Source organism: Aureimonas sp. N4 (assembly GCF_001463925.1).
Lineage (GTDB): Bacteria > Pseudomonadota > Alphaproteobacteria > Rhizobiales > Rhizobiaceae > Aureimonas > Aureimonas ureilytica_A.
In genome coordinates this window covers 40,073-59,227 of record NZ_BBWS01000051.1, presented here as the reverse complement: position 1 = coordinate 59,227, position 19,155 = coordinate 40,073, and the positions used below count along the sequence as shown (strand labels likewise).

10 protein-coding genes are annotated in these 19,155 nt (G+C 57.9%); 6 read left to right on the top strand and 4 right to left on the bottom strand.

The features are described 5' to 3' along the window. Positions 1–24 precede the first annotated feature (24 nt). The 3 genes from AUL28_RS17050 to AUL28_RS17040 all read left to right on the top strand — a co-directional run bounded on the left by AUL28_RS17050 (position 25) and on the right by AUL28_RS17040 (position 6,999). A complete protein-coding gene (locus AUL28_RS17050) occupies positions 25–1,983 on the top strand; it encodes a hypothetical protein (RefSeq protein WP_062234900.1) in 1,959 nt (652 codons plus the stop codon). 360 nt (positions 1,984–2,343) lie between these two features. Further along, positions 2,344–4,695 (top strand): beta strand repeat-containing protein, encoded by a 2,352-nt coding sequence (locus tag AUL28_RS17045; protein ID WP_062234896.1) that lies wholly within the window; start codon positions 2,344–2,346, stop codon positions 4,693–4,695. A gap of 261 nt (positions 4,696–4,956) precedes the next feature. Continuing rightward, positions 4,957–6,999 carry a DUF6311 domain-containing protein gene (locus AUL28_RS17040; protein ID WP_280137286.1) on the top strand — a complete coding sequence of 681 codons (2,043 nt, stop codon included), beginning with the start codon at positions 4,957–4,959 and terminating at the stop codon, positions 6,997–6,999. Between the two features lie 8 nt (positions 7,000–7,007). Here AUL28_RS17040 and AUL28_RS17035 read toward each other — a convergent pair whose 3' ends face one another. Continuing rightward, positions 7,008–7,943, bottom strand: coding sequence for a glycosyltransferase family 2 protein (locus AUL28_RS17035; RefSeq protein WP_062234890.1), 936 nt, complete (start codon positions 7,941–7,943; stop codon positions 7,008–7,010). Then, complete coding sequence (locus tag AUL28_RS17030; protein ID WP_062234888.1) at positions 7,940–8,275, bottom strand: GtrA family protein; 336 nt, start codon at positions 8,273–8,275, stop codon at positions 7,940–7,942. Before AUL28_RS17030 ends, AUL28_RS17035 begins: the two co-directional genes overlap by 4 nt. Positions 8,276–8,401: 126 nt before the next feature. On the opposite strand from AUL28_RS17030, the gene AUL28_RS22780 reads away from it, so the two are divergent. Further along, positions 8,402–9,517, top strand: a complete 1,116-nt coding sequence (locus AUL28_RS22780) for a hypothetical protein (protein ID WP_156420050.1) — start codon at positions 8,402–8,404, stop codon at positions 9,515–9,517. Positions 9,518–9,696: 179 nt separating this feature from the next. Here AUL28_RS22780 and AUL28_RS17020 read toward each other — a convergent pair. Further along, positions 9,697–10,796 (bottom strand): IS3 family transposase gene (locus AUL28_RS17020; protein WP_156420049.1). Its coding sequence is split into 2 segments (ribosomal slippage): positions 9,697–10,535 and positions 10,535–10,796, totalling 1,101 coding nucleotides; the frame shifts between segments, so codons are not numbered across the junction. 836 nt (positions 10,797–11,632) lie between these two features. Here AUL28_RS17020 and AUL28_RS22230 point away from each other — a divergent pair. Further along, positions 11,633–11,929, top strand: a complete 297-nt coding sequence (locus AUL28_RS22230; RefSeq protein WP_082640530.1) for a helix-turn-helix domain-containing protein — start codon at positions 11,633–11,635, stop codon at positions 11,927–11,929. Between the two features lie 347 nt (positions 11,930–12,276). Beyond that, positions 12,277–13,950, top strand: coding sequence for a beta strand repeat-containing protein (locus AUL28_RS17010; RefSeq protein WP_156420048.1), 1,674 nt, complete (start codon positions 12,277–12,279; stop codon positions 13,948–13,950). 344 nt (positions 13,951–14,294) lie between these two features. Here the strand turns inward: AUL28_RS17010 and AUL28_RS17005 are convergent, their stop codons facing one another. Continuing rightward, positions 14,295–18,509 carry a rhamnan synthesis F family protein gene (locus AUL28_RS17005; RefSeq protein WP_082640529.1) on the bottom strand — a complete coding sequence of 1,405 codons (4,215 nt, stop codon included), beginning with the start codon at positions 18,507–18,509 and terminating at the stop codon, positions 14,295–14,297. Positions 18,510–19,155: the final 646 nt, after the last annotated feature.

Here is a 19,155-nt window from a genome sequence, read left to right as displayed (position 1 = left end):
GAGCGCTTGGGAGCGGATCGCGTCGTGACGGCAACCATTCTTTCCTTCGGACGTCGCCAACCCAACACGCCCCCTCTGCCGGCCAAGATGCCATGGCAGAACCAGGATCTGGCCGAGCTCTATCGCGTCCGGGATCGTCTCTGCGCGGCCGGGCTGGATGTCGAGGTCGAAGCCGGTGTCACGGACGAAGGCGATCCCTGGTTCGTCTATGTCCAGGCGGGCACCGACAATGTCGTGGTGCACATCGCGCGCATCGACAGCGAAATCCACGTCATCAACTGCGTGACGGGCGGCACCTATACCGGTACGAGTTTTCGTGAAGTCTCCGACCGAATGCTGGAGGACGCCCCGCTCGCCCTCAGCACCCAAGTGCGTCGAGGCTCCAACGTCGTTCTCCATCCCAGCGCCTTTCTCACCGCCTTTGTCGCCGCGGCGATCATGCTGGTGGACCTTCTGGAGCATGGACGGGCCGAAGCGGCCACGACGCATGATGACGCCTCTCTGCCTGATGGCGCGCATGAGCATTTCCTGTTCGAGGCGAAAAGCCCGAGCCACGATGCCGGCTCATCCGGCGCGGCAGCTCTTGCCGCTGAAACGGTTCAGGCCAATGAAGCGCCGGACGGTGTCGGGTCGCGCAGGATCGCCAAAGAGACGTCTGCCACAGGTTTATCGGTCGTCAATCTCGGTCCGGCTGCGCCGATTGGGTCTGTTGGCGTAGCGAACGCTCTTCCCATTCATGTCGGCTTCCTGGCCGAAGTGCCAGGCGTGGGAGCCAGCGTGACTCTGGCTGCCGGTATTCTCGCAGCTGAATTCGCGCGCAGTTTTGCGAGCGAAGAAAAGCATGCGTCCGGAGAGGCGACGGGCAGTAGCTTCGTGCATGAGTTCGCGTCGCTTTTGACGGCCTTCGTGTCCATCGAATCCGCCCATGCGAAATCTGCTCCGATCGACGTGGCGAAGGACGGTGCCGTGCTACCCGTCGCCGCACCGAGCACCTTTGTTGAAGTCCATGCCGCGCCGGCGGCTCATGTTGAAGTTGCGCCCAATTCAACAATCGGCGCGACGCCGAGTGTCAAAAGCGCATTGGACGGAGTGGCGGAACACGCCGTGTTCTCTCCGTCCTTCACGTCGCCTGCGCTGCCGGCGCAGAAGTCTGCCGCTCCTTCTGCAGCACCTGCTTCGCAGACGATGACAGTGGCGACGACGGACACAAGCCGGACGGTTGGCTCTTCCAGCGAATCCAGCACAGCGAGCGTCCCCGCGCCTGCCACTGTTGCGGTCCAGACCAGCGCAGCATCCTCGTCCGCTGGGGCGAATTCAACCAAGATGGACGTTACGAAGGATGCTGCCGCGCTCGATCTCGGATGGGTCGTATCGCAGCTGGTGAAACACGATGCGGCTGCAAGTCTCATCCAGAAGCCGGTGAGCGTTGGGTCCAGCGAGCTGACGATCGTGCTGAAGGACGGCACGAAAGACCAGCCTGAAGGCGAAGCATCGTCCTCACATGCCGATACCGCCACTACAGGTAGTGTCAAGCTGCCTGTCGGGACGAGCCTGTCCGTCACCTCGAGCGTAGACAGCGGCAAGACGGATGTCGTCAAAATTCCGCCGACCAAGGGGCCAGCGACCAGCGACGCGGGTTCGCATGGCGATGTTTCGAAGCCGGGCGGGCACGAGACGACCAAAGCCCAACCCGAGGTCACGACGCTGACGCCAGCGGGTGGAACCATCACGCTGGAAGCCGGGCAACACGAAACGATCGTGTACAAGGCCGGTTCGACGCTGGTGCTCCAGGGCTTCGTCTTCGGCGAGGACTATCTGTCCTTCGACGGGAAACTGGGTGACGCCATGGCCGCCAAGGCTCATGCGGACGGCGTCGATCTCGTGCTGGGAGACACCGACATAGGTACCGTGCGCCTTATAGGTGTGCTGGCCGACCCCGATCTCCTGTCCCATCACGGCGGGACGCAGCCCACAGCCGCTTGATTCCAGGCTGATAGGGGCGAAGCTGACGCAAGGCTTAACCTCTCATCAATGATACCTGAGGTTTGACGTTAAAATTGCGTCTTTTCGGTTACGGTTGGGTCCGCTAAAGGGGGCTCACCAACCCTACCTCGCTTGCAGGGCTACAGTGATTGCTGTATTCCACGTGCCGGACCAGAACGACATAGCGGTGGGGGCCGCTGAGGGATAGCTTCGAAATCTTAAAAGCCTGAGGGCGCCCCAATCGGGTGCGGTCTCCATGTCAACGCTCGATAAGGCGCGGAGCTGTGACATGGCGGCCGAGATAATCGTGAAGCCAGCAGGGCCGGCGCCGGCCCTCAAACAAGCCAACGGAGACTCCTAATGGCACTCGAATTCGACTCCCGTTATTATCTTCAGAACAACCCGGACGTCGCTGCTGCGATCTCGCGCGGCCTGATTGCAAGTGCTGAAGATCACTATAACATGTATGGCCGTTTTGAGGCTCGCAATCCGAACGCCTACTTCAATACTTCGTTCTACCTGACGGAGTATCCGGACGTTGCCGCTGCCGGCGTCAACCCGCTTCAGCATTTCCTGACCTTCGGTGCAGCAGAAGATCGCTTCACCAACGCGACCATCGCGAATTTGGTCGATTCGGATGGTAATGGTCTGGCGAATGAATTCGACGCGACAACTTATCTGAATGCCAACCCCGACGTCGCGCAGGCTGTAAAGAGCGGCGTGTTCGCCAATGCTTACCAGCATTTCGTCGAATTCGGTCAGTTCGAAGCCCGCGCTGGTGCGCAGACTCTTTCTGGTCAGTCCCTCGCAGCTTCGTTGACGAACGACGGTTCATTGACGCTCAAGGGCATCGTTTCGCCTGCCACCACGGAAGTGCTTAACGGCACGTCTACCAGCGATGTCATCGTGGCTCCCGATGGGACGCTTGCGAATGGTACGACGATCAACGCTGGCGCAGGCAACGACACGCTGATCGTGCGGGCGACGTCTGCTGGTGGTCCGGTAGCTCCGACCCTGAACAGCGTCGAGAACGTGATCATCAATAACACGTCGGGTGCATCTTATACGTTTAATGCCGCCAATGCGCTCGGCACGACGTCGTTCACGTCACGCGGCCAGACAAGTGGTTCTGTTACGCAGATCAACAACGTTTCGAGCTCTGCTTCGCTGAACCTCGACAACGCTCACGGCACGACCAATTTCAACATTTCTGGCGTGGCAAACCGCGGCGGAACATCTGATGCCGTCACGCTCTCGGTTTCTAACGGTTCCACAGCAACTGTTGGTATCACTAATGCCTCGGGCGCTGCTGATACTTCCTTCGAGACCCTCAATCTCAAGGTCAACGGTGCCGCTTCCACTCTGAACGTCGCGACGGGTGGTGCGAACCTTTCGTCGCTCGTCGTAGCTGGCGCCGGTGACGCGCTGACGCTGACCGAGGCTGGCGGCTTTGCTAGCCTGAAGACGATTGACGCATCCGGTCTCACCGGCACGGGCGGTCTGACACTGACGGCTGCTGGCAACGTCGCGAACTTTGCTTTCACGGGCAGCTCGCAGGCTGACACGCTGGCTCTCACGGCTGCTCCGCTCGCAACTGCTGTGATCAGCCTTGGCGCTGGTGACGATCGTGTTGCGTTCGCTTCGGCTCCCGTTAACGGTGCGATGATCGATGGTGGTGCTGGCACCGACACCATCGCCATGACGAGCAGCGCGTATACGACGGTTTCTGGCTACTCGGCCACCGACCTCGCCAAGATCACCAACTTCGAAGTCTTGGCTATTACGGATACGCTCGCTAACGGCGCGTCGGTTGACGTCTCGAAGCTTGCTGGCATCACGTCGTTTTCGGCTGAAGCTGGCGTTGCGGCAGGTGGTGCGGCGACCGTAACGGGTGTGACCTCGGGTTCCACCGTCACGTTCGGCGGCGCTTTGTCGACCAATACTGGTAGCCTTGCGATCACCGTGACGGGTGCATCGACGGGTACCGCTGACGTTCTGAACCTGAACATCCATGGCTCGGAGCTAGCTTCGACCGCGACAGTTACGACATCGACTGCAGGTATCGAAACGCTGAACGTCAATGCTGCCGGCGTGAACGCGTCGAGCGTTTCGACGTTCACTTTGACGCTTACCGATGATGCTCTGAAGAACCTGAACATCACGGGTAACGACAAGCTGGCCTTCACGTCCGCTGCGACGCAGACGAGCCTTGCTTCGATCGACGCTTCAAGCAACACTGCTGGCGTGACGATCAACGTGAGTGCGGCTACCGCTGCCTCCTCTGCGATCAACATCACTGGTACGACGACGGCTGATACATTCACCCTCGGCAACCATGCGACTGTTGCCGGTCACGGCGGCAATGATGCTTTCGTCATCGGTGTTACGGCTAACGCGAACACCTACTCGACGATTACCGACGCGAATGCAGGGGACACCATCTCCTTCTCGACCGCTGCCTCGTCGTTCGCAACCGGCAAAGTTACCTTGGCGAATACGGCAGTTTTCCAGGATTATGTGAATGCTGCGGCTTCCGGCACCTCCGGCGGTCACCAGGTCAGCTGGTTCCAGTATGGTGGCGACACCTACGTCGTGGAAGACAACAGCACCGCAACTTCGTTCGTAAATGGAGCGGATACGGTCGTGAAGCTTACCGGTCTCCACGACCTTTCGACGTCCACATACGCTTCGGGTACGGTTACGCTCGCGTAACTATCGCTAGATCCGTTATCTAGACTCAATGTGGCAGGCGGCTGACAAGCCGCCTGCCTTTTTGTATTGGATGAATGATATTTGATAAGGGATTAACTTGTAAAATTATGATTTATGCTTCTACCCTTGAATGCGACGCTGCCATAGCGCATCCTTCGCGCACTTGAAGTGAAAACTCTTGCATTTTGAGATTTTACTTAGATTTGCTTGGAATATAAATTGATCAAAGCACAAGTAATAATCTGTAAGAGCGATAAAACAGTGCCGATTATAATTGGCATCGCAGCCTTCTTTTTAGTGACGGGCGGCGTCTTGATCTGGCCGAGCAATATCGCTTGGCTGGGGACAGGCGATCCCTTGCAGCACTATCTCGGCTGGGCCTTCTTTCGCGCCGATGGATGGCAATGGCCTCTTGGCCTCAATCCACGCTTCGGCCTCGAGATCAGCAGCGCCATCACCTTTTCCGACTCGCTGCCGCTTCTGGCCATTCCCTTCAAGGCGCTCTCCGCTTGGCTGACGCCGACCTTCCAATATTTCGGTCTCTGGGTTCTCGTCTGCTTTCTGGCGCAAGGCTTTTTCGCCTGGCGGATCGCCAGCCGCTTCACGGAGGACCGATGGGCGCGGGCCGCCATGACCGGCTTCATGGTTGTCGCGCCGCCGATGATCTGGCGTTTGCATGGCCATATCAGCCTCTTCTCCCATTTCCTGATCCTGGCCGCGATCGACCTTTATCTCGCCTCGCGCGAGCGCCGGCGCTCGGTCGCTTTCGCACTGCTCGTCGCGCTGTCCGTGCTGGTTCACGCCTATCTCGCCGCGCTGGTCGCCGCGATCTGGCTGGCGAGCCTCGCCGATGGCTGGCTGACACAGGGCGCACGGCTGCGCACGTGCCTTCTGGAATTCGTCGGCACCGTCGGTCTTTCCAGCCTCGCCGCATGGCAGGCGGGCTATTTCTCCGTCGGGCGCGGCGCGGCGGGCGGGGGCTATGGCATCTACCGGATGAACCTCCTGTCCCTCTTCGATTCCGATGGCTGGAGCTATTGGGTCGCCGACCTGCCGGGCGGTTGGGGGGATTATGAAGGGTTCAACTATCTCGGCCTCGGCGTTCTCATCCTCCTCGTCCTCAACCTGCCTTTCGCGGGAGCGGAGTTCGAGCGCCTGCTCCATCGCATCCGTCGCTCGCCGGTTCTGTTTCTGGCTGCGCTTGGCCTCACGATTTTCGCGGTCAGCAATATCGTCGGCCTCGGGCCGTGGAACCTGAGGCTTCCCCTCCCCCAGCAGCTCGATGGGATCACCAGCACCTTCCGCTCGTCCGGCCGCATGTTCTGGCCGGTCTATTATCTCATCACGCTCGCCATTCTCATCGCGACCCTGAAGCATTGGGGCGCGGCGCGGGGGCGCTGGTTTCTCGGCCTCGCGCTCTGCGTTCAGCTGGTGGATACGAGCGCCGGCTGGGTCTTCCGGCCGCGTCTGATCTCGCCGGCCTCCTCCGCAATCGCTCTCCCGATGAAGGACCCGTTCTGGGCCGACGCCGCGCGCCGCTATTCCAAAGTGCGCTGGGTGATTCCGATGAACAACTCGCCGCATTGGGCCATGGTCGCCGCCTATGCCGCGCAGAACGGGCTCTCGACGGACGCCGTCTATCTTGCGCGCATCAGCCCGGATGGTTTGATCGCGGCGGTCGAGAAGGCGCGCGAGGCCCTGGCGACGGGCACTTACGAGCCGGATTCGCTCTATCTCCTCGACGACGGAAGCGCCAAGCTCGCGCGCGAGTCCTTGAAGGCCGGCGACATGCTCGCGACGATCGACGGTTTCACGGTTCTTGCTCCCGGTTGGATGGGATGCGAGAGCTGCACCAAGACCTATTCCCTTGATCTCAGCCGGCTTTACGGCCCGACACGCCTCAACGAGACGCTGCGCCTCGGCAAAGGCAGCGGCGGCGAAATCTATCTCGGCGCCGGTTGGGGCGAGCCGGAGGATTGGGGCGTCTGGACCGGCGCGGATGTCGCGCGGATCGATTTCGCTGAGGTTCTGCCGCAGCATTTCCGCCTTACGCTGCGCGCTCAGGCATTCGGGCCGAATGTCGGGCAGCTGTTCGAAGTGGTGGCCGGGGACGCGGCCGTTCCCTTCGTGCTGGCGGGCGATCGAGGCGAGATCAGCGTCGAACTACAGACAGGTCACCCGGTCAGCCATCTCGAATTTCGCATTCCCATGGCTAAGTCGCCTTGGGAATTGGGCATCAATTCCGACATTCGACGGCTTGGCATGGGATTGGAGTCGTTGCGCATAACGCCGCTCGACCCCTGAGGCTCCCCTCAGGACAAGGAGCGACTTCCCGGTTCGCGCCGGATCACATAGCGAGGCCGCTGCTTGGTTTCGATATAGATCCGGCCGATATATTCTCCGAGAACACCGATGCCGATGAGCTGGATACCTCCGAGGAACAAGACCGAGACGAGAAGCGAAGGGTAGCCCGGCACGGCGTTGCCCCAGATCAACTTGTCCAGAATCATCCAGACGCCATAAAGGAAGGCGAAGCTGGCAACGGTCAGGCCGATATAGGTCCAGATCCGCAAAGGGACGGTTGAAAAGGACGTAATCCCCTCAAGCGCCAGGTTCCACAGGGCCCAGCCGTTGAACTTCGAGCGTCCCGCTGTGCGCTCGGCCCGCACATATTCAATGACCGCGACCTCGCCGCCGACCCAGCTGAGAATGCCCTTCATGAAGAGATTGCGTTCCTTCATGAGCTTGATCGTTTCAACGACCTCGCGCGACATCAGACGAAAATCGCCGACATTCTCCTCGATCTTCGGGCGGCTGATCTGATTGTGCAGCCGGTAGAACATCTCCGCCGTCCGACGCTTGAGATGCGTATCAGAAGAGCGATCCACGCGCTTGGCGAGGACAACGTCCGCGCCCTCCTGCCATTTCTCGATCAAGCGGGGCACGACGTCGATCGGGTCCTGGAGATCGACATCGATCGGAATGACCGCGTCGCCGCTCGCATGTTCGATGCCGGCAATCAACGCGGTTTCCTTGCCGAAATTGCGCGTGAAGCGGATTGGAACGACGAGTGGATCATTAGCAGACAAGCCTGAAATGATCGGATAGGTCTGGTCCTGGCTTCCGTCGTCCACGAAGACGATTTCCACAGCGAAATCGGACGATCTGAAAAAGTCCCGCACCGTTCGGTGGAACATGCCCACCGTCTCTTCCTCATTGAAGACCGGCACGACGAGGCTGATTTTCATGTCCGATCCTTGAACACCACGAAGCGGGAATAGGCGTATCCGCATACGAGACTGATGGCGGAAAAGCCAATCAGAGTGATGAGCGCAGGAAGGTGCGTCGTGTCCGCTGCCCATCCGACCGTGGTTGCCAGCGTGCCCATGAAACCGACATAGAGCATGTAGCGGAATGCTGACGCCTGCGATCCAAACGTCCAACGCGCATTGACAAAGAAGGAAAACGTCACTGCCAGGCAAAAGGCCATCAGATTGGCAAGAGCTTGCGAGCAGCCGAACCAGACGAACAGGGCGAACGACAGCCAGTGAATGGCCGTATTCACGACCCCCACCGACATGAATCTCAGAAACAAGATGGACCTCAGACACGACTGCTAGGATGGTGCAAACGATACAACCTTACATCATCTGTCACAATGGCGCGATCTTACCTGAGTGAGTTTATAGCTTGCTATAAAACCCAGGTGAAAGATTTTGAAGACGACCGATCAACGTCTTCACACTTTGCCGCAGATCGCTTACAGGCAGCGGCATTTTCAAAATCCGATCATCTTCCCGCGGTTTCTTCCCGCGTATACGGGAGTGCTCCGGCTACCTCAAAGACCATAGATCTCGCCAAGCCGATGAATGCTCGAAGGACACTTCGCATCAAGGACGCAACTTCGCATTACGCTGAATACACGATGGAGTTGCTCCACGCCAATTCCTATGTCACCAATGAGAGCAATACGAAGCCTTGGAGTAAGCCCATCATGTCAGAGCCTCAGCATGTTATCGATATAACAAGCTTCTCAGCAGGGCTGGCTACAGACTCAACACCTCCCGCAAAACCGACAGGCTTCAGCTACTCGAGTGTAGCCGGGCGCGAAGGGTTTTCCTTATTAACATTCTCTTGGGATCGGAACGTTGAATCCGATTTAGCGTCCTACAAGTTATTTGCAGGTGACTCTCGGGATCCAAGCTCGTACCAAGAAGTGTATTCTGGAATTAAAAATAGTACATCCTTCGAAATTTCTAAAACCGATTATAAGCAGTTCTATGTCAAAGCATACGACACATCTCTGAACGCCTCCAAGGCGTCAGACACATTGGGTTATGACTCTTCCGGTCTTCTGCCTACGAAACAGAGGCCAGATATTTTTCGTTTTTACGATGAGAAAACGGGCTCGCACTTTTATACTCAATCAGCTGAGGAGCGGGATAGCATCCTGAGTCACCTCCCGAACTACAAATACGAAGGCAATGCTTTCGACGGCAAGGATGACTTTCATCCGCTCAGAGATCGATATGTTGAGGTATGGCGTTTTTATAATAAAGATACCAACACTCACTTCTATACAGCAAGCGCGGAAGAAAGAGATCAGATTCAAAAGAATCTCCCGCAATATGTTTTTGAAGGAAAAGCATACGATGCATACGGAAACAATGAAAGATATGACGTTCATCCTCTTTTCAGATTCTACAACACTCAGACGGGAACTCACTTTTACACAGTAGACGAGAGTGAAAAGATAAATATAGAAACGACCATTCCGCAATTTAAATACGAAGGAATTGCGTATTACGTCAATTACGCCTGATCCTACGGTGATGGATTGGTTGACGTGACCCCCTGAAATTCATCCACGGATGGCTAGAGTCCGCCCAACGACTGGTCCTGACCCGGACTTTGGCCCAGGCGTCATGAGAGCTCTCGGGCTCTTTTGACGTGCCCCCCGACTTTGGACCGCCCGGCTGGAGGATTTCCGGGGGTGATTGCTCAGGCGGGCGGGCCTCCGTCCGAGCGTTTCATCAGCTCGATCGGGGTCTTGTGGCCGATCGCGCTGTGAGGGCGGACTTCGTTGTAGTCTCTACGCCAAGCCTCCATCTTGGCCTTCGCGTCGTCAAGGCTCATGAACCAGTGGGTGTTCCGGCACTCGGCTCGGAACTTGCCATTGAAGCTCTCGATAAAGGCGTTGTCAGTTGGCTTTTCAGGCCGCGAGAAGTCGAGCACGACGTCCTTCTGGTAGGCCCAGAGATCGAGGTCTCGCGAGATGAACTCCGATCCCTGGTCGACCCGGATGGCCTGGGGGTAGCCGACCTCGCCGCAGATGCGCTCCAGCGCCCGCACTTTATCCTCGCCTCGGTAGCTGAAGCGCGGATCGATCGCTGGTGAGAACCGCGAGAAGGTGTCGACGACCGTCAGGATGCGCAGCTTGCGACCCGTTACGAGCTGGTCGTGAACGAAGTCCATCGCCCACGTCTGGTTCACATGGGTCGCCACCGTCCGGTCGTCCCGCAGCTTGGCCTTCACGCGACGCTTCGGCACCTTGTTCCTGAGCTGCAGGTCCATCTCCTTGTAAAGTCGATAGATCCGCTTCGGGTTCACAGCCCATCCCTCCCGCCGAAGCAAGACATGGACACGCCGATATCCGTATCGCACCCGCGTCCGGGTGATCTCCTGGATCCGGGTCTTCAGGTCGGCTTGGTCGCCGCGCCGGGACTTGTAGGTGTAGAGCGAGCGTCCGACCTTCAGGGCCGAACAGGCCCGTCTGATCGACACCTTCCAGGACGCTCGAACCTCGTCCACCAACTGGCGCCGGCGAGCAGGCCTCAGAGCTTTTTTGACAGAACGTCCTGCAGCATGGCCTTGTCCAGCGACAGATCCGCGACAAGCCGCTTCAGCTTCGCGTTCTCCTCCTCGATCTGGCGCAGCTTCCTCACCTCGGACGGCATCATACCCCCGTACCGCTTGCGCCAGTTGTAGAACGTCGCCTCCGAGATCCCCGCCTTTCGGCAGACCTCAGCGACCGCCGTTCCCTCGTCAGCCTGCTTGAGGACAAACGCGATCTGCGACTCGGTGAACTTCGACTTCTTCATAGAATTCTCCTCGTCCCGGCTCCGGGATCATAAGTGGAAAATTCCAGCTCAAAACGGTCCGATTTTTTGGAGGCACGTCACCGGGCTTGCTCACCCAGCATGAGATCCATTTGGATTGACTGCATTCGTCGGCTCAGCTCGGCTTCTTCACACCCTGCCTGCTGATCAGAGCTTCATCCTACCATCAGTAGCTGCTGACCCTCGGGTGACCTTCAAATTGAAGGAGGCTCCTTTGAGCCTCCCCGAACCCAGCTCCCCCCGCGGCGAAAATCTAAACCGCGATGCTGGCGCTTCGGTCAGCTTTATGTGGAACCAATCCTTGGGCACATCGCATGCGCGAGAAGCCAACGAGCTGCGATGGAAGCGCAAGACTTCCATGCCAGTCAGCGCAAGTCGTGTGATCGAGATAGATCCTAGAGGACAGCGATCTCACTCTGGCATTTAACTCCACCTTTGCGTGCTCGATGAAAGTAGAATCAAAATTCCACTGGTTTCCATTCGCCTCTCTCAACGTCAGGTGGGGAAACAGATTCCCAGCACTTCCATTAATATTTCTCGATACAGAAAGTAATAATTGCCTTTGCGTACGCTATGGAAGCGTCTGAACGAAGCTGCCGCTCCGGTTGGATATCCCCCTTTGCCGCCTGAGAGAGAACGATCCAGCTCCAGCAAAGACCGAATCCCAAGTTGTAAACTGTTTGTGATCGCCGGGCGTTTTGCCCGGGAACTTGTTGTGGCAGCCAACAAACATTCTCTACCTATGGTGTTGTCAGTCTACCTTATCGACACTTAGAGATCGACATACCCGAAAGCTCATTCCTTCAAAGGCGACATCAATGGCAGTTCAAACCATTCTCAAAGACGCCAAGCGGCAGCGTCTCCGAGAGGAAGGAGGTGCATGGCTAAAGAAGCAAAGAGAGGAGGCCGGCCTCACTCAAAAAGATCTATCCGAGATTCTTGATCTAAAAATTTATACATTTATCTCACAGATCGAGTTGGGCCGAGGAAAAATACCGTCCGATAGATATAAGGAATGGGCAAAAGCTTTAGGTTTAGACGAGTACGAATTCGCAAAAAAGATCTTATACTACTACGAACCATCAATATACGAATTATTTATTTCAAAAAAATAGTCGTTTCGTAAGCGGAAAAGCTCCGGCAGCTCAGAAGAGCATTTTTTCCGCAGGGTCAGATACCCATTCATGTGCTGCCCGCTAACCTTCCATGTCATCGCTACAGTGATACCTATAGTTGCTAAGTCTGGATTAGGGATTGTCAGCGTACAGCAAATGCTTTACAGCTGATTCGAGCCTTGGGGGACACCTATAGGTTATATTCGGGAGGAGCTCTCTGGAGAGCTCCGCGCGATCGGATGCTATGTCATCGCTCGTTTCATGACGGGAGCGATGAAATGGCGTTCGAAGTATTCGACACGTCAAGGGGCCGGCGCCGGTCCTAAACTCGCCAACGGAGACTCCAAATGGCAATGCTTGACTTTAACGCGTCTTTTTATCTTCAGCAGAACCCTGATGTTGCTTTCGCGATCTCGCGCGGCGTGATCGCCAGCGCCGAGGAGCATTTCAACACCTACGGCCGCTTCGAAGGCCGCAATCCGAACGCCTATTTCGACGTCACCTACTATCTGACGGCAAACCCGGATGTTGCCGCAGCACGCGTCAACCCGCTCGAGCACTTCCTGACCTTCGGCGCCGAAGAAGGCCGCTTCGCCAACGCTGCCGCCGACGCTGCGATCGACACCGACGGCAACAATCTTGCGAATGAGTTCGACGCTGCTGCCTATCTCGCGGCCAACGAAGACGTGGCCGCCAATGTCGGCCCCGGCAAGGCTTACGCCACCGCTTACGAGCACTATGTCCTGTTCGGCCAGTTCGAGACGCGCACCGGCGTTCCGGCCAATGGTCCGTTCACGAACACAGGTATCCCGGTCGGTACCGGCGGAACGTTCACCCTGACCTCCGACCTCGACAATCTGGTTGGCACAAGCGGCAACGACACGTTCCGTGGCGATATCGCTAACTTGGGCGCTTTTGACTCGATCAATGGCCTTGCTGGAACCGATACGCTGAATCTCGTCGGCACGGGCAACGTCGATATCAACGCAAACGCTACTATTCAGGGCGTCGAAATCGTCAACATTGCCACGACCTCGGCGATTACAAACCTGAGCTCGGACTCGTTCCAAGGCGTTCAGCAGATCTGGCAGGTCGGCGACGCTATTGGCTCCATTGAAGTCGGCGCTGGCGTCACCGCCGGTTTCCGTGGTGGCGATCTTGGCGGCACGATCACTGTTCAGGACAGCGTGACCTCGGCCACCGCAGCTCTCGAGAAGGTCACCACGGGCGGCACACTTACTTTCGCTGAAACCACCGATAATGACCTGACTTCCGTCAGCGTTTCGGGTGATGTTGCGGGCGCTGGCGCTCTGACCATCGACACTAAGACCGGCACCACTGCGGTTGAGACCATCAACCTCAACCTCAGCAGCGACGGCGAGATCACGGTAGCGGCTGACGCCGATGTCTTGACGACGCTCAACGCGGCAAACTCGACGGGTGATTTGACCCTGGATCTGGACGCAACCTATACGGCTTTGACGTCGCTCACGACCGGTGCGGGCGCTGACACGGTCACGTTCTCCACCGCGCTGGGCACGACCGCTTCCGCAATCTCAATCAACCTCGGCGCTGGCAACGACACTCTGACGTTCACGGGCGCCAACACCACGGATGCGACGGCCGTGTCGATCACGCTCGGCGCTGGCAACGACACTCTCGTGGTTTCCGGGCTGTCGAACATCTCGGATATCACCAAGATCTCTGCTGACTTGATTACTATCACAGATTTCACGGCTGGCTCTGACGTTCTCAATCTGTCCTCTCTTGGCACTCGTGACATCATCACGAACGCCGAGCAGGCGAGCATCTCCGCTGCAACGGATCTGGCGGACGCGCTGGTGCTAGTGGCAACTGCTACAGATGCTGGTGACTATTCCATCTTCAACTATGGTGGCGATGCATACGTCTTCAACAATGCTGGCACTTCTACCGCAGACTTTGATGCGGGTGATGGCTTGATGAAGCTCACGGGCGTTCAGGTTGCTGACCTCACGGCGCAGAACCTGGTTGTTGCCTAATCTAACTCATTGATCTGAGATCACGAGGCAAAAGGCCCCCGTCAGCAAATGCTGGCGGGGGCCTTTTGCATTCTTCGTGTTCTCGTTGCGCCAATACGTGAACACGCTCGAGCATCGCTCAAATGCTTCTACGCAAGGTCGGAGCCGATCATTCACTTCGATATGAGTGATGCACCTTTGGTGCGATGGATCTCGTGATCGCATACGAGACTTCGCCGCCACGTCGCGGCATGTCTTATCATCCAGCGAGACGTTGCCCTGCTCGGATAAGCACCAACAGGGGACGCGCCCTCAAGCGTGATCGCCTACGAAAACGGGAGGCATTTCTGCCTCCCGCCGGCTCGTCATACGCCCTTGGCGGCCTGGAGAAGCGCCGGAGGGGTTTCCCCGTTATAGGGGAAGGGATGCTGGGCGACGGGGATCGGGTCGAAACCCGTCATGTTCACCGTATGCTCGGCGACGAAGCGCTCGAACTCGGGCAGCGAATGAAGCGGTGTCACGCCGACATGATCCACCATCATCGCGGGCCGCGCGATCTTCATCCAGCGATAGCCTGCTCGTTCGCAGACCATAGCATAGAGCCGCTCCACCGCATGGGCCAGCGTATAGTCCGTCTGGCCGACTTCGGGCGGGAAGTCGTCGAACGACAGGTTCAGATCGAGCAGAGGCTTCAGCGCCGCCGAGCGCGCCCAGAACATGGAGCCGGACGGGAAGTCCAGCGCCCGCTCGGGCCGGATGCGGAAGCCCAGCCGCCCCGCCAGTTCCTGCGAGATCGAGAGATTGCGACCCCAGTCGATCCAGCGGCGCACATAATCGAAATGCTGCGGGAAGACCATTCCGAGCTCGGGCGAATGCTGGAGCGCCCAGATGCAGTTGCGCGCGATCTCCGGCGTGCCGACGAGGCTTTCCAAGAGATAGAACCGCCAGATCGATAGGTTCTCGTCATGACGCGAGGCCTTCGAATGAAGATGCAGAACGAAATCGTAGCGATCGTAAACATCCCGAAAGCCGACGAGCTTGGGGGCGATGTCACGCCCCCGGTTGGGCGTGACACGGACCGTCACCTTGCCGCGTGGGAAGCCGCTGAAGGCCTCCTCGATCTTCGCCTTCTTCTCCTCCGCATCCGTCGAGATGAAGAGGTCAGCACCATCCGGGAGGTGCGACAGATATTTGAAGAAGGACGGCGCCTGGTCCTCGTAGAACATATGGACCACGGCCGCGACCTTCGCAGAGCCAGTGTCGGTCGCATCGGCGAAGTCGAAAGGAACGCGGGCAGCTAGATCGTATTTCGGCTCACGCCCAACGTGGAGGGCGACACCATAATCTCCCTCCACGTTGCGTGAACTGGCAGGCGCCGGAACAAGATCCAGGACTTCCGCGATGCTTTTCTCGAAAGCGGGAGGCGCGCAATCCTCCTCCACACGGGCAAGTGCTTCCTGCCGGATCGATGCCCAGAGCACCGGGTCGGTGTAGAGCCGTATGCAGGCTTTGGCGAAGCCTTCCGCGCTGGCGCTCGTCAGGAGATCCCGACCATCGGCCCAGCCCAGCTGGGCGCGGATCAGCTCCGTCGCGACAATCGGCACGCCCAGCGACGCAGCGTGATGAGCCTTATGAGGAATGCCTGCCGCAAAGCGCGTCGGGATGACGACGATGCGCGCCGTCTCGAAAACCGGACGCAGGTCCTCGACCCGCCCCAGCATTTCAATATCGATCCCATCCAGCGCCGCCACACTGGGCGCCTCGACCATGCCGACGACCTTCAGACGAAGATCCTGGCCGAATTCGCGGCGGATCAGCGGAAGGACTTCTCGCGTGAACCAGAGGATGGAGTCGGCATTGGGTGAAATGTCGGAATGAACGGCCCCAAGAAAGAGAATGTCGCTCCGCTCGTCGAATCCGTTCCGCGTTGGGTCGATGTCGACCGCATGGCCGAGAAGTCGCACGTTCTCGACACCATGCCGGACGAAGAGGTCGCGTTCCTGGCTCGACACCGAAAGAACGGCGCGGCTGCCGCGTACGAGGCCTAGCTCCTCCTGGACAAGGGCGCGAGCACGACTTTCGTCGATATGTTCGCCCAATACCTCGCCTCGAAGAATGTCACGCTGGGAGAAAAGAGCTTCAGCATCATAGATGAGCTCTGCGCTGCCCTGCAGTTCGGGCTCCTTGTCGAGGAGTTCGCGCAGCACTTTCATATTATGCGGACGGCTGACGAGAATGGCCTCGAAGCAGCCCTTCCTTTCCCGCAGGAACGCTCCGAGACGTGCCGCTTCTCCTTCGCGGATGACTTCGACGCCAATGGGAACGCAGCGCCGAATGCCTTCCCAATCCTCCTTGTGGCGGAACATGGGGAACAGCGTGACCTTGGCGCCTTGCCTATCCAGAGCTACAATCATGTCGTTGGAGCGGGGATAGCCAGCCCCCAGTTCAGGTTTGGGAACGCGGTCGTCCACGAACAGAATGCGCTTGGCGGTGGAATGAGCCATGCGAGCTTGATGCAGGTTCTGGTCAGGGGCGGGTTGATGAAGCAGCCACTGGCTATGGCGTTGCTTGAAAAGCTCGTGGTTGCGACGCTGCAGGTCAAAAGCATCAGAACTCTGAGCGGAACTACCGAATTCGTAGTGCAGGATGACGATGTCAGGATCGAAAACGATCCGCAGACCAGCCTCACGAAGACGCAGACAATAGTCCGTTTCCTCGTAGTAGGCCGGTACATAGGTTTCGTCGAAGCGACCAAGGCGTTCGAACACTGTGCGCGGGGTCAGGAGAAACGCGCCAGAGCAATAGTCAACGTCGCGACGGAACATAGCCTCCGATGTGTCCGGCGCGCGTCCACGTGCGTAGCCAACGCAGGTCCCATCATTCCAGATGATCGAACCTGCCTCCTGCAGCGTCCCATCCGGCAAGATGATGCGTCCGCCGACAGCGCCAATCGAGGGATCTTCGTCCAGCAGGCGGACTGCCGTTTCGAGCGAGCCGGCAATCAGCTGTGCGTCATTGTTGAGCAGTAGGACATGGCGTCCACGAGCCTCGTCCAGAGCACGATTGACGCCTCGCAGAAAATGCAGGTTCTGTTCGGAACGAACGATAGTCGCACCCTCGATCCGGTCGAGAAGCCGTGTGGTCTCATCCTTCGAACCATTGTCGAGGATCACCACCTCGACTTTCAACTCACTGGCGGCGAGACATTCGTTGATCGAGGCCAAGCAGCCAAACGTCAGCTCAGCCTGATTGTAGAGGACGAGAACGATCGAGACGTCAGGCTCTTCCGCCCTCGGCAAGCGTAGCTTGGCGCCCGTTTGCAGGAAGATATCCAAGCGCTCGGCAAACATCCTGCGCGTAATGGATTTCATGTCCTGTGTGGAAGCGAGACTTGAAAGTCGTCGTTCATCCTCCTTGCCGGCATCAAGAGCTGATGCGGATGAAGGTGTTGAAACTGACGGCTGTCGAGTGTTTCCCTTGAGCAAAGAAACGGATTTGCGAAGAGGGGCGGTCACGCGCCAAGATGTTGAGCGCAGATATGTGTCGTGAATCCGTAAGGCATCGGCTTTGGCCGAAACCAACTCCTCGGAAAGCCGCCTTGCGCTATCACGCGCCGCGTTGAGGGCGCTTTCGAGATGGGCGATCCGATCATTGGCCGTCCGCTCGCTCACACGAAGCTGGTCCGAGAGTTCGCTCTCTTGTTGTTTGAGGCGCTCATTAAATTCCTGGTCTTGTCGTGCGACCAACAAGTCGCGCTCCGCGAGCGCTGCATGAGTCTTCTGAAACCCGTCTTCAAGAGACGATATGGCTTTGCGGCAATCTGCGATGATGCGGTCGCGGGCGATCACCTCGGTTCGCTGGAAAAGCGTATCTCCGCGTCTCGAAAAACGCTGCCGGATCGCAGCCGCAGCTTCCGAGTTTTGACCAAGACGGAAAAAGGCCTGGATAGGAGCTGGCAGATCAGTACCGACTCCCAAAACGCCTAGCCCGTTCGAATGAAGGAATTCGAACGCTGGATACTGGGAGGAAACTTCCTGCCAAAGCTTCCAGACACCGAACTCGCGTTCGCGCACATTCGTGTCATGGAAGAGAACGACACCTCGATCCGAGACCCGATCCTTCCAAGTCTCGAAATCATGGCGGACAGCTTCGTATGTATGCATCCCGTCAATGTGAAGGATGTCGATTTTTCGGCTTTGGAAATACTCCCGGGCCTCATCGAACGTCTTGCGTACAAGCGTCGAGAAGGCAGAGAAATTCGTCTGATTATAACGCGAGACGTCTTCAAACACCTCGTTGCCGTAAAGTCCGGCATGCTCGTCGCCCATCCAGGTATCGACGGCGTAAGCCTCCGTCGGAGTCTGGCATATATCGATCGCTTGACAGAAAGCCGAATAAGAGTTGCCCGTATGGGTTCCAAGTTCGACGAGCAGTTCGGGCCTGGTCGCTTTTACGAGCCAAAACGCAAAAGGGATGTGGCCAGCCCAAGGTCCCGGAAACACAAGGCGACGGGGTTCCCAGTCAATTTCTCCACCGAAATCAACAAGTTCCCAATCCGTCCGAAGAGTGCTATCGACCATTCCCTAACTCCGTTGGCACCGAAGGCCCTCATCAGTGAAATCTCTGAGATAGGCTCACTTGTGCTGTTATGCCGTGCAAAGGGCGTGGGTGTGTTCGCTTGTCAACTCCATGCGGGTTAAACGCTTGCCGTTCGAACGTAAGATCCACGATCTTTACCATCCCATATCATTTCTGACTGGAGCATTTGGGCTTTCCCAAATCGTCCGTCCCATTGAGCCATTCTCGCCCATGCAGCTTCGTTCAACCCTCCTCCGTATCGCTGCCGTCTCTGCTGCGTGTGTTCTAGCGGCTTGTACGACGATGAGCGGACCGGACGATCTTTTGGGATCTGTTGGGTTGTCCACTCCCTCGCGCGCACCGACTCCCCTTCCTCCTCCGGGCCCATCTTCCAATCCATCTGCCGCACCACTAACGCCCAACCATATCCAGACGGGGGCATCGTCTCCCCGGCCGGTGACGGATGAATATGTCCAAGAAGCACCGCCGATGCGGGTCGAGCGGCTTCAGGATTTGCCACGACGCGCGGATGGCAGCATGATCCTGCCGTCCGCCTCGCCGCTTCATGTGATCGATGTGCAGGAGGTCCGAAACAGCCTCGCCAACAGTGGAAGCGCATCAGGTGCCACGCGCGCCCCTTCCGCAACA

Bases quoted from the DNA above. Each gene is read 5' to 3' on its own strand.
- AUL28_RS17010 (WP_156420048.1), top strand. From the start codon at position 12,277: ATGGCAATGCTTGACTTTAACGCGTCTTTTTATCTTCAGCAGAACCCT.
- AUL28_RS17030 (WP_062234888.1), bottom strand. From the start codon at position 8,275: ATGTCGGTGGGGGTCGTGAATACGGCCATTCACTGGCTGTCGTTCGCC.
- AUL28_RS17035 (WP_062234890.1), bottom strand. From the start codon at position 7,943: ATGAAAATCAGCCTCGTCGTGCCGGTCTTCAATGAGGAAGAGACGGTG.
- AUL28_RS17045 (WP_062234896.1), top strand. From the start codon at position 2,344: ATGGCACTCGAATTCGACTCCCGTTATTATCTTCAGAACAACCCGGAC.
- AUL28_RS22230 (WP_082640530.1), top strand. From the start codon at position 11,633: ATGGCAGTTCAAACCATTCTCAAAGACGCCAAGCGGCAGCGTCTCCGA.
- AUL28_RS17005 (WP_082640529.1), bottom strand. From the start codon at position 18,509: ATGGTCGATAGCACTCTTCGGACGGATTGGGAACTTGTTGATTTCGGT.